At 41.3% G+C, this 12,940-nt stretch carries 8 protein-coding genes; 6 read left to right on the top strand and 2 right to left on the bottom strand.

Annotated elements, in window-relative coordinates; translation table 11 throughout:
• Positions 1-37: 37 nt before the first annotated feature.
• Together rpsA and O3603_RS09695 are read right to left on the bottom strand one after the other, a co-directional pair.
• The gene (gene rpsA, locus O3603_RS09700) at positions 38-1,822 is read right to left on the bottom strand and encodes a 30S ribosomal protein S1 (protein WP_371522510.1); all 1,785 of its coding nucleotides are present in this window, start codon (positions 1,820-1,822) and stop codon (positions 38-40) included.
• A gap of 110 nt (positions 1,823-1,932) precedes the next feature.
• A complete protein-coding gene (locus tag O3603_RS09695) occupies positions 1,933-6,405 on the bottom strand; it encodes a translocation/assembly module TamB domain-containing protein (protein WP_371522509.1) in 4,473 nt (1,490 codons plus the stop codon).
• A 136-nt stretch (positions 6,406-6,541) separates the two neighbouring features.
• Between O3603_RS09695 and O3603_RS09690 the strand changes: the two genes are divergently transcribed.
• From O3603_RS09690 to nqrF, 6 genes are all read left to right on the top strand, one after another.
• On the top strand, positions 6,542-7,891 hold the full coding sequence (locus O3603_RS09690; RefSeq protein WP_371522507.1) for a Na(+)-translocating NADH-quinone reductase subunit A: 1,350 nt from the start codon (positions 6,542-6,544) through the stop codon (positions 7,889-7,891).
• Positions 7,892-8,147: 256 nt separating this feature from the next.
• Positions 8,148-9,299, top strand: a complete 1,152-nt coding sequence (locus O3603_RS09685) for an NADH:ubiquinone reductase (Na(+)-transporting) subunit B (RefSeq protein WP_371522505.1) — start codon at positions 8,148-8,150, stop codon at positions 9,297-9,299.
• A gap of 18 nt (positions 9,300-9,317) precedes the next feature.
• The gene (gene nqrC / locus O3603_RS09680) at positions 9,318-10,031 is read left to right on the top strand and encodes an NADH:ubiquinone reductase (Na(+)-transporting) subunit C (protein WP_371522540.1); all 714 of its coding nucleotides are present in this window, start codon (positions 9,318-9,320) and stop codon (positions 10,029-10,031) included.
• Positions 10,032-10,058: 27 nt separating this feature from the next.
• Entirely contained in the window at positions 10,059-10,688 is a 630-nt protein-coding gene (locus O3603_RS09675; RefSeq protein ID WP_371522503.1) for an NADH:ubiquinone reductase (Na(+)-transporting) subunit D, read from the top strand.
• 2 nt (positions 10,689-10,690) lie between these two features.
• Positions 10,691-11,317, top strand: a complete 627-nt coding sequence (gene nqrE, locus O3603_RS09670; protein WP_004360385.1) for an NADH:ubiquinone reductase (Na(+)-transporting) subunit E — start codon at positions 10,691-10,693, stop codon at positions 11,315-11,317.
• Positions 11,318-11,324: 7 nt separating this feature from the next.
• Entirely contained in the window at positions 11,325-12,593 is a 1,269-nt protein-coding gene (gene nqrF, locus O3603_RS09665) for an NADH:ubiquinone reductase (Na(+)-transporting) subunit F (RefSeq protein WP_371522501.1), read from the top strand.
• Positions 12,594-12,940 lie beyond the last annotated feature (347 nt).

Genomic DNA, 12,940 nt, shown 5'->3' with positions numbered 1-12,940 from the left:
ATACTCTTTTTATTTATGTTAGATTTTAGAGTGCAAATTACTTGCTACCCTCCATCTTCTTCTTCAAGTCAGCGAGAACACCGAGGTCGCCGAGAGATGTACCTGCTGCAACGTTGTTGATAGCAGCTGCATCATTCTTTGGCTTGCTCTGAGCTGCTGGACGCTGGCGACGTGGCTCTTCCTTAACCTCCTCGAATGTACGAGAGTGAGAAAGGATGATACGCTTAGTGTCCTTAACGAACTCGATTACCATGAATGGGAGAACCTCACCAAGCTGTGCCTGTGTGCCGTCCTGCTTAACAAGGTGCTTTGGAGTAGCGAAGCCCTCACCACCCTCGTTGAGAGTGATAACAGCACCCTTGTCCATAGACTCGGTAATCTTACCCTCGTGGATTGAACCTGGAGTGTAGATTGCCTCGTACTCATCCCAAGGATTAGACTCGAGCTGCTTGTGACCGAGGCTCAAGCGACGATTCTCCTTATCGATTTCGAGAACAACAACCTCAATCTCAGAACCCTGTGAAGTGAACTCAGATGGGTGCTTAACCTTCTTAGTCCAAGAGAGGTCGCTGATGTGGATAAGACCGTCAACACCTTCCTCAAGCTCTACGAAGATACCGAAGTTAGTGAAGTTGCGAACCTTTGCGGTGTGCTTAGAGCCTACTGGATACTTAACCTCGATAGCCTCCCATGGGTCTTCCTTGAGCTGCTTGATACCGAGAGACATCTTACGCTCGTCGCGGTCGAGTGTGAGGATAACTGCCTCAACCTCGTCACCAACCTTCATGAACTCCTGTGCAGAACGCAAGTGCTGGCTCCAGCTCATCTCTGAAACGTGGATCAAGCCCTCTACGCCTGGCTGAATCTCTACGAATGCACCGTAGTCAGCCATAACAACTACCTTACCCTTAACGTGGTCGCCAACCTTGAGGTTAGGATCCAAAGAATCCCAAGGGTGCTGAGTGAGCTGCTTGAGACCGAGAGCGATACGCTTCTTCTCCTCATCGAAGTCGAGGATAACAACGTTAATCTTCTGGTCGAGAGCAACAACCTCGTGTGGATCGCTTACGCGGCCCCAAGAGAGGTCTGTGATATGTACGAGTCCGTCAACACCACCGAGGTCAACGAATACACCGTAAGATGTGATGTTTTTAACAGTACCCTCGAGGATCTGACCCTTCTCAAGGTGAGAGATAATCTCCTTACGCTGTGCCTCGAGCTCAGCCTCGATGAGTGCCTTGTGTGAAACGACTACGTTACGGAACTCCTGGTTAATCTTAACAACCTTGAACTCCATTGTCTTACCAACGAATACGTCGTAGTCGCGTATAGGGTGAACGTCAATCTGGCTGCCTGGAAGGAATGCCTCGATACCGAATACGTCAACAATCATACCACCCTTAGTGCGGCTCTTGATGTAACCCTGGATAACCTCGTCGTTCTCCAGTGCCTTGTTGATATTCTCCCAGCTCTTCTGGAGGCGAGCCTTCTTGTGAGAAAGAACGAGCTGACCGCGCTTGTCCTCCTGATTCTCAACATAAACCTCTACCTTGTCACCAGCCTTGAGCTCTGGGTTGTAACGGAATTCAGAAGCAGGGATGATACCATCGCTCTTGTAGCCGATGTTAACAACTACTTCCTTCTTGTCAACTGAAATAACAGTACCTTCAACTACTTGGTGTTCCTGGATCTTGTTAAGAGTTTCGTTGTAAGCCTTTGTAAGGTCATCCTTACTAGCTACGGATTGTGAACCATTTTCGAACTCATCCCAGTTGAAGTCAGCTAAAGGCTGTACATTCTGGACGTCTTTGAAATTTGTCATAAAGTGTTTAAAAAATAATTTAATTAATAAAGTTTGACTTTATATTACCTTATATGAAATGGGTATAATACACCCAAATCGGTGCAAAGTTACTAATAATATTCTGAATATCAGAGTTTTTGACTACGTTTTTTTGTCTTTTTCTTCTTCTTCTTCCAAATATCACTTAGCTTATTGAAGTCTTTCTTCAAGATAAGACCTATTCCTTGTGTTGTGAGAGAATTGCGTGTGAAGTATCGGTCATTTGTCTGGTTATAGAATCGGAATGCAATATTTCCATTAGGTGATAAGAGATAACGAATATCAAAGTCTCCGATAAAGGAGGAATTATTCTTCGCTACATTATCACGATAACCGAATTGTCCGTTGAATAATAGTCGGTTGTTAAGCATGCTACCTGATAATGTTCCTTCATATTCAGCATTATCGAATCCCTCATTACCTGTAGCAATATTTGCTCCGAAGTTCCAGTTGTTGGTGTTTATCACATTGGACAACACTGTGTTTATTTGCTGAGAGAGAGTTCCTGATAAAAGACTTTGCATAGCGAGCGAAGCTCCACTTGGAGTTCTATTGCCTTGTGCTGTGCTATTATTGTTACTCTGTGGGTAGAAGCGTCCGACTGCAAGTAAGTAAAGTACCTGCTGGTTCAGTTCTTGTTCAGAGTTTAATACAGAACGTACCATTTGTTGTGCATCTGAAGATAGGGTAGGGAGATCGAGTCCGAAGTTGACGGAAGGAGCACCAGGCGTGCCATTTATATCTAGAAGGCAATTCACTTTCGTATTATTAGAGCTGAAAGAATTGCCAAGCCCCAAATCGCTCAATGGTACGGAGTTAATTGTGTAGACACCTTTCAAATCTAATGCAGCGTTGAATGGATCGCCACCAAAAGCGATAGTAGAACCTTGTTGGAATATGAACTGCTTCTTAATAATATTCTGGATGGTGAGGTTATATTGTCCGTAATCTACATTATAATTACCAAAGAGCTGGAATGCTCCCTTATTATAGTAGGTGGCTCGAATAATACCAGAACCATTAAGTTTGATGTTATCACCAGTCGTTTCATCCATTAAGACGCCTAATGTTAGGTTAGGGTTAGTCTTCAAGATGAAATTCATGTGTAAGTCACTAGGTATGTTTGCAAATCCCGATTTTGATATAGGACGTGGTGATGAAATTGTCTTTGTCGGTACTGATAGTGTCTCATTGGTCTCTGAAGAGATACTTTCTATACTGTCCTTTGGTGTATTTAACCAATGGATAAAGTTGTTTGTTCCAGCGTCATTGGTTGTAGCGGCATTGTAAGTAATGAATGTATTCTTGCAAGGCTTCATTTCTACATCCAATGTCGTTGTGCCTGGACCACCCTTTATGTGACAATTACCTGTAGCATATACGATGCCCCAGAAAGACTCTTTGCCCAGATGTTTGGGGAAGTTGTAAGCAAGAAGATTCTGTGCTTCGACATTTATATCATAGGTTAGGTGCCTCAAACTATTGTGATGTAACCCTCCTGTAACAATGCCGATATGCCCATAAGAATCAGTAATAGTGTCGTTGGCAAAGATGATTTCATTTGGTATGATGCGTATGCGTCCCCGCATTAAATCGTATGTTGTCCCTGTCGGTTTGATATAAACATTGCCATTAGCCTCCATATCACCCTCAAGATTTACATCGCTTAGCGGACCAACAACCTTGCACCACCCGTTAGCTCTAAGTTTTATTTTATCCATGAAAGAATCACAGAAGGTCTTGAGGAATGATAAATGTGTGTTGTGTGCGTAAATAGGAAGGTTGATATAACTATTTTTTATATCCACATATCCTTTGATTTCTGTTAATGCCCCATCGTTAGTATCCGCATGTGCATCTATACCGATTTTACCTTCCTTATCGTAGTTTACATTGGCGTAGAGTGTTCCCATATCTCCCTTCTCAAACTTGAAATTGTGCACTTCGAGGTTAGCTTCCATCTTAGGTTGATGGAAGAAAGATTTGATATAGGCAGTGCCAGAGGCTGTACCAGAAAACTCTACGCTATGGAAATTAGCAAGGTTTAGAATATAGGGTACGTCTATTTCTTTGAACTTTATGGTGATGGAATCGTTCATATTACCTGACGTAACACCATTCGCAATAAGATGTTGGTTGCGATTAGATATTTCAAAATGACTGATGTTAAGGTTGTTTCGCCTATAAGATAAGTCAGATGGAAGAACATTTAATGTGATAGTATCAATATTAATCTTAGAAGGGTTGAAGTGTAATTGTGTCTCCAAATCACCATTGTGATGAGTAAATTCCACAATACTATTGATATCTCCAGACAATGCAGTGTGCCCAGGGATTTGGAAATTTACATCAGAGCTAATTGTATTATTCTTAATGAGTCCTTCTGCATTAACTATAATGTGTGGTCCTTTAGCACCCTTTCTTTCTCCAGATAATCGAGCTAATAGACCTTCTGAAAGCGTAGAAATATCAATAGATAAGTTTTGTAATTGTTGCCCAGCATAGGTAAGATCTGCTGCATCAAGAGATAACTTTATTTCATTTCGTCCTTCATTTATAGCACCGCTAGCTACAATGGGGTAGGGAGAAATGATAGAAGTCTTAAGTAATTGATTGATTAATTGCGTGTTATTAAGCTTCAAAGAGAACGTATAAGCATTCCGATCCTTTACCATGTGGTAGTTGGGATGCTGGTTGACAATACTTGGAAGATAATGTCCTAATACGGAGATAATACTCTGAGGAAGTGATTGGTAATTATATTGTCCATTAATATCAATCTCTCCAAAGTCGGTCTTTGCTTTTAAAGATTTGGTAATAAGTCCATTGTTCATGACCACATTGATGTGGTCAAGATTTATATTTTCTTTGTCTCCATAGAGCATGAACTGAGAGACATCCAATGTTCCTATTATATTGTTAATATTAGAACCAGACCCTTTAATCTGGCTTTTAAATGAGAACGTTCTATTGCCTAGTGTGTTGGTCAAATGTAATGCGGCAAGATTAACTCCTTGTGCATTGATAGATATATCAGCAGACAATCTTTCTCTCTTTTTGATGAATGCTAAGATGTTATAGGCTTTTCCTTTAATTGCTAACTTTCCATTAGGATCATTGATAGATAAATCTCCTATAAAGGCATCCTCCTTATATAAGCTGTTGAGATGAACATTTTTATAGTTATATCCTTTATATTCGAAAGAAAAGATGTCACCCTTTGTTAATATATATGAAAGGTTAGTTTTCCCATCAACGAAGATATTTGTACTAATCATTCCAAAGTCAGGATTAGCTAGTACTCGCCCAAGATTAAAGTTAGATGTATTTACTTTCGCGCGAATGTTTTTACCATAAACATTGGCTGTTAATCGTACTTCTCCAGCACTACTTCTTAATGTTCCATGTGCATTAAGATTTCCTCCAATAGAGGATACGGAACCTTTATAGTAAATATCACCAAGATTGTTAAGTGTTGAAGGGATTGCTTGATGTAGAAGTTTTGCAATGGTTTTTAATGTCGCATTGTTTATTGTTATCGGATTAAGAGAGAATTTCCAATTAGGTCTATGGTGTAAATTATTAACCCAACCTTTAGCGTGTAATAATGTTGATAAATCTTCATTCTTTATGGATAAAAGTCCAATTCTAACATCATCGTATGTGCCTTTTGCCTCCAAAGCAGTGGAATAGTTTGTATGAAGGCTTCTCAAGTCATCTGTGAAAGGTGCAAAATCAGAAGGAGTAAAGTCTGCCTTAAATCCTTTAATAGAATATTTTAAACTTTTATTTATTAGTCTCTTATTTTCTAATTGGTAATGAGTAGATAATTGTTTTAACTTCACATGGCTATTAGGCAATATGAGGCTAAAATCATTGATAAAACCTTGGTGTTGGTCTATCTTTGTTTCAAATGTAAGTTGTTTGACGCTTATTCCAGAAGCATCGTTAAATGACAAGGATTTAAGATTAGCCCAAAGGGAGTTATTATCCAGCTTGTTCACAATGATGTGTGAGGATATACTGCTTAACAAAAGATGGTTAATGTTGAACTTATTGGGCGTTTGGGGAGCATCTAATATGTCATATTTAATTTTGCCATTACGAATGACAAGGCTATTAATGGCTAGGTGTAATGGGGTTTTCTTACTATTATCCTTGGAAGCTAAAGAATCTAAGACAAATTGAAAGTTAGGCTTGGCATCCTTATCTTTTTTGTATAAGTTGGCGTCTAATCCAAAGATCTGTGCAGAAGAGATATTAATATCTCCACTACGGAGTAATGGCATAATATCAATTTTTGCACCAATACGAGAGGCCGAAACCATCTTCTTTTTGTTTTGATCATAAATAAGAATATCATCGAGGATAAACCTATTTAAAACGCCGAGGTCTATACGCCCAATACGAACTTCTGTTCCTAGCTTTGTTGAAGCAGCATCTGCTACTCTATGCGCAACAAAAGTTTGTATTGTTGGGATGTGCAACAATACAATCAAGACAATATAAAGACTAACTAAAGTCCATATAATCCATCGGAAAGTGGTTCTAAGCTTCTTCAATGCATTTGCAAAACTACTAAAAAAACATTTTGCGCTGAAATAAATACATATAAATGTTCCTAATCTCCTTAAATTTTGCTACATTTGCACAATATTCATGAATGAAATAAGATAATATCGCATTTATATAATTGTTATGGCAAATGTAATTAAGTTACGAAAGGGCTTAGACATTAACCTTACAGGACGTGCACAAGAGCAGATGTTGTCTGTAAAATCATCTAAGGAGTACGCATTGGTGCCGGATGATTTTATAGGTTTAACGCCGAAAGTTGTAGTTCGTGAGGGTGAACATGTTCGAGCTGGCGACTCACTGTTTGTGGACAAGGGTTGCCCTGATGTAGGTTTTGCTTCACCTGTGAGCGGTATAGTTTCGGCCATTGAACGTGGAGCGAGACGTAAAGTGCTGCGTGTGAAAATCGAAGCTGATACTCAACAAGAATTTACAGACTTCGGTGTTAAGCAAGTAGATAACTTATCTGCTGAAGAGGTGAAAAGTTCTTTGTTAAAAGCGGGTTTGTTTGGTTATATCAATCAGTTACCTTATGCTGTTGCAACTCGACCAAACACGGAACCAAAGGCTATCTTTGTTTCTGCTCTTCGTGATAAACCATTGCAAGGCGACTTCGAATTTGAATTGAAAGGACAGGAGAAGGACTTCCAAACGGGTTTAACAGCGCTGTCTAAGATTGCAACTGTTTATCTCGGTATTGGCGCGAAACAATCAGCTAATGTTTTAGTGAACGCTAAGGATGTTAACGTAAATGTCTTTGATGGTCCATGTCCTGCTGGTAATGTTGGCGTGCAAGTGAACAATATTTCTCCTGTTAATAAGGGCGAAATCGTGTGGACAGTAGATCCTACTGCTGTTATTTTCTTTGGTCGATTATTCAATACAGGTAAGGTCTCTCTTGTGCGTCGTGTAGCTATTGCTGGTAGTAGGGTGAAGCAGACAGGATATGTTGATGCGCTTGTTGGTACTCCTTTGAAGGATATTTTGGCAGATAATATTGCTGATGGTTGCCATGTGAGAGTTCTCAATGGTAATCCTCTTACAGGTGTTGTTGCATCAGATGAGGCTGTACTTGGAGCACATACTTCTGAGGTAACATTGATTCCAGAGGGTGATGATGTACATGAAATCTTCGGCTGGATGCTTCCTCGTTTCAAAGATTTCTCAACCTCACGTAGTTACTTCACTTGGTTGCAAGGAAAGAAGACTTATGACCTTGATGCTCGTGTAAAAGGTGGTGAACGTCACATGATTATGAGCGGAGAATATGATAAGGTATTACCCATGGATATCTATGGTGAGTATCTCGTGAAATCAATTATCTCAGGTAATATCGACCGTCAAGAAGAATTGGGGATTTATGAAGTAAGTCCTGAAGACTTCGCTCTTGCAGAGTTTGTCGATAGCTCAAAATTACCATTGCAGAAGATTGTTCGTGAGGGATTAGATATCCTTAGAAAAGAGAATGCATAGGGGTCAAAAGCCCACAATAACTTTAACTATAGTTTTAAATAAAGTTTCTCAAAGTGTTATTAATGATAATCCCATCAGCTGTTATAGACGTAAAAGGATGTAAACCATGCTTGATGAGTGCATTACAAATGCTTTGTAGTAACATTACAAAAGGCTTGTAATAACATTACAGCTAACTTGTAATAGCATTACAAAAGCTTTGTAACAATTTGGAAACTGATTTTTTGGACTTTAAGAACCCTATAATAAAAGTATTATGAGTTTAAGAAATTATCTCGATAAGATACGCCCAAACTTTGAGGAGGGCGGAAAGCTTCACGCTTTCAAGAGTGTCTACGATGGTTTCGAGACGTTCCTTTATGTTCCTAACGAGACATCAAAGAGCGGTACTTCTATCCATGACGCTATTGACTCGAAGCGAATTATGAGTTTGGTGGTACTTTCATTGGTACCAGCGATGCTCTTCGGTATGTACAATATCGGCTATCAGAACGCTTTAGCAGCTGGTAAGTTGGCTGATGCTACCTGCTGGGGAATGTTTCTCTATGGTATGCTTGCCCTGTTGCCAAAGATTCTTGTGTCTTACATTGTCGGCTTAGGTATTGAGTTTGCTTGGGCACAGTGGAAGGGTGAGGAGATTCAGGAAGGTTATCTTGTATCAGGTATTCTGATTCCATTGATTATTCCTGTGACCACACCACTTTGGATTCTTGTGCTTGCAGTAGCCTTTGCTGTTATCTTCACGAAGGAAATCTTCGGTGGAACAGGTATGAATATCTTTAACGTAGCATTAGCTGCACGTGCCTTCCTCTTCTTCTCTTATCCAAGTAAGATGACTGGTGACAGTATATGGGTGGCAAAGGATGCTATCTTCGGACTTGGTTACACCTTGCCTGATGGCTTCACTATGGCAACTCCATTGGGCGAGATTGCACAGGGAACAACGGTGAACACTTCTATCTGCGATATGGTAGTAGGACTCATCCCAGGCTCTGTTGGTGAGACCTCTGTTATCGCTATCGCTATCGGAGCAGTTATCCTTCTGTGGACGAACATCGCCAGTTGGAAGACTATGTTAAGTGTTTTCCTCGGTGGAACAGCGATGGGACTTCTCTTCCAGTCAACTGGTGCAACGCCAATCCACTGGTATGAGCACCTTGTCTTGGGTGGTTTCTGTTTCGGAGCAGTCTTTATGGCAACCGACCCAGTGACCTCTGCTCGTACAGAGACAGGTAAGTGGGTATATGGATTCTTCATCGGAGCGATGGCTATCATCATCCGTGTGTTAAACCCAGGTTACCCAGAGGGTATGATGCTTGCCATCCTCTTTGGTAATATGTTTGCCCCACTCATCGACTACTGTGTAGTTCAGTCAAACATCAGCAAGCGCGCTAAGCGTGCTAAATAAATAAGGAGGACGATGAAAATGAAAACTAATAGTAATTCTTATACAATTATCTATTCTGCCATCCTCGTGCTGATTGTAGCCTTTTTGCTTGCTTTCGTGTTCCAAGCATTGAAGCCTATGCAGGATGCTAACGTACAGCTTGATCAGCAGAAGCAGATTCTCTTTGCGCTCAATCAGGACCGTAATATGAGCAACGAAGAAGCTGTTGAACTCTGGAAGAAGATTATCGTGGCCGATGACATTATCGATGCTAATGGTAAGGTAGTTGAGGCTGGTAAGCAGGGTGGCGTTGATGCTGGCTTTAAGTTGAATAGTAAGGATGCCAAGGAGGGCAAACTTGCCTTGTTCCGCTGTAAGGTAAACGGTGAAGATAAGTATGTTATCCCTGTTTATGGTAACGGTCTTTGGGGACCTATCAATGGTTTCATCGCTATCAATGGTGATAAGAGAACCGTCTTTGGAGCTTACTTTAACCACGAGAGTGAGACTGCTGGTCTCGGTGCTGAAATCAAAGACAACAAGGCATGGCAGGATTTGTTCAAGGGTAAGCATCTCTTTAGTGGAAACGATACTCAGAAGATAGCACTTGCTGTTGAAAAGAAGATCGAAGACCCATCTACGCAGGTAGATGCCGTAACAGGTGCAACGCTTACCAGTAATGGTGTAACAGAGATGTTCCATGCAGACAAGGGTGGACTTCAGCCTTACGTTAAATTCCTGAACAGCAAATAATATTCTAATCTTTAGAACAATAAGAATATGGATTTATTCTCAAAACAAAATAGAGAGGTGTTCAGCAATCCGCTGAATCTGGACAACCCAATTATGGTCCAGGTGCTCGGAATCTGTTCTGCCCTTGCCGTAACTTCACAGCTGAAGCCGGCGATTGTGATGGGACTTGCCGTTACTATTATCACGGCATTCTCAAATGTTATTATTTCACTTATCCGCAACACCATCCCTAATCGTATTCGTATTATCGTACAGTTAGTGGTTGTGGCTGCATTGGTAACGATTGTTAGTCAGATTCTTAAGGCAGTATCTTACGATGTGAGTGTAGAGCTTTCTGTCTATGTAGGACTTATCATTACCAATTGTATCCTTATGGGACGTCTTGAGGCGTTTGCCATGACCAATAAGCCATGGCCAAGTTTTCTCGATGGCGTCGGCAATGGTTTAGGTTACGCTATGATACTTGTTATCGTGGGTGCTATCCGTGAGTTCTTCGGTCGTGGCTCATTGCTTGGCTTCAAGATTTTGCCACAGAGCTTCTATGATGCGGGTTATATGGACAACGGAATGATGTCAATGCCAGCCATGGCACTCATCCTCTTGGGTTGTGTTATTTGGGTTCATCGTGCTTATTTCTATAAAGAAGACAAGAAGTAATTATGGAACATCTTATTAGTTTATTCTTCCGGTCCATCTTTGTGGACAACATGATATTTGCGTTCTTCCTCGGTATGTGTTCTTACTTGGCCGTTTCTAAGAGCGTGAAGACATCATTGGGTCTTGGTGTAGCCGTGACTTTCGTGTTGCTTGTGACCACACCAATTAACTATCTCTTGCTGACTAAGGTCCTTGGACCAGACTGTCTTGCAGAGGGGGTCGACCTTACTTATCTTAGTTTTATCCTCTTTATTGCCGTTATTGCTGGTATTGTGCAGATTGTGGAGATGGCTGTCGAAAAGTTCTCACCATCTCTTTACGGCGCATTGGGTATCTTCTTGCCGTTGATAGCCGTTAACTGTGCTATCATGGGTGCTTCCCTCTTTATGCAACAGCGTATCGGTCTTGACCCAGCAAGCACTCAGTATATCGGTACTGTATGGGATGCACTGGTCTATGGTACTGGTTCTGGCCTCGGCTGGACGTTAGCCATCGTGGCAATGGGTGCTATTCGTGAGAAGATGGAGTATTCTGATGTACCAAAGCCTTTGCAGGGTCTTGGTATTACATTTATTACTGTAGGACTGATGGCAATGGCTATGATGTGCTTCTCAGGACTTAAAATTTAAGTAAACAATGGGACAATTCATAACAATAAGTATTGTGGTATTCCTTATCACCATCCTCGTGTTGGTGATTCTCCTATTGGTGTCTAAGAAGTATCTTAGCCCAAGTGGAAAGGTGAAATTAACTATTAATGGTGATAAGGAGATGACCGTCGATCAGGGTAGCTCGGTATTGTCTACGCTGAATGAGAACGGTGTCTTCCTCCCTTCTGCCTGTGGTGGAAAGGGTAGCTGTGGGCAGTGTAAGTTGCAGGTAGTAGAAGGTGGCGGTGAAATTCTCGACTCTGAGCGTCCTCATTTCAGCCGTAAAGAGATCAAAGACCACTGGCGCTTGGGTTGTCAGTGTAAGGTGAAGGGTGATATGTCACTCAAGGTTCCTGAGTCTGTCATGGGCGTTAAGGAGTGGGAGTGTACTGTTATCTCTAATAAGAATGTGTCAAGCTTTATCAAGGAGTTCAAGGTTGCCTTGCCTCCTGGCGAACACATGGACTTCATCCCAGGCTCTTATGCACAGATTTCTATCCCTGCCTACGATTGTATCGACTATGATAAGGACTTTGATAAGAACGATATCGGGGAGGAATACCTCGGTCCTTGGAAGCAGTTTAATCTCCTTTCTCTGAAGGGAAAGAATCCTGAGCCAACTGTTCGTGCATACTCTATGGCGAACTATCCAGCTGAGGGTGATATCATCACACTGACTGTTCGTATTGCAACACCACCTTTCTTGCCTCGTCCACAGGTTGGTTTCCAGAACGTACCAACTGGTATTGGCTCTACCTATATCTTCTCTCTTAAGGAGGGTGATAAGGTGATGATGAGTGGTCCTTACGGCGACTTCCATCCTAACTTTACTTCTGGTAAGGAGATGATTTGGATTGGTGGTGGTGCTGGTATGGCTCCTTTGCGTGCGCAAATTATGCACATGACAAAGACCCTCCACACTCGTGACCGTGAAATGCACTTCTTCTATGGTGCACGTTCACTCAATGAAGCTTTCTTCCTTGAAGACTTCTGGGAGCTTGAGAAGGAATATCCAAACTTCCACTTCCACCTCTCTCTCGACCAGCAGGATCCTAAGGCTGATGAGGCTGGCGTGAAGTATTACACTGGTTTTGCAGTAAACTGCATCCGTGATGAGTATCTAAAGGATCACGAGGCACCAGAGGATTGTGAGTATTATCTCTGTGGACCTCCAATGCTTATCAAGACTGTTACTGATTATCTTGATAGCATCGGTGTTGATCAGGATGCAATCATGTACGATAACTTCGGATAATTCAATATCCTATTCATATAAAGCGAGGAACCTTATTGGGCTCCTCGCTTTTTTATAGGTAGAAAAGTAAAGAGTTATTTGGAAGGGTAAAAGGGTACAAGAGAGTAACATAATTATTAGAATATATTGCTGTCCGGTAAAACTTAAATAACATATAAATCCTTGCGGAATTGTCTTTATATAGGTAATTCCGCATTCTTTTTTGAAATCCAAGCCCCCTAATCAAATAAGTTAAGTTCTTTTGGTGGTGAATTTGCCTTTTCAGCTATTATGATGAGTTCATCATTTTGTGGATTTTCCATAAATGAGATGAAATCAGTGTAATACATCAGTGTGAGCCTCAGCAT

Source organism: Prevotella sp. 20925_1_30, from assembly GCF_041433025.1.
Lineage (GTDB): Bacteria > Bacteroidota > Bacteroidia > Bacteroidales > Bacteroidaceae > Prevotella > Prevotella vespertina.
The sequence above is the reverse complement of the archived record's forward strand: the minus strand, read 5'-3'. Positions and strand labels throughout refer to the sequence as shown.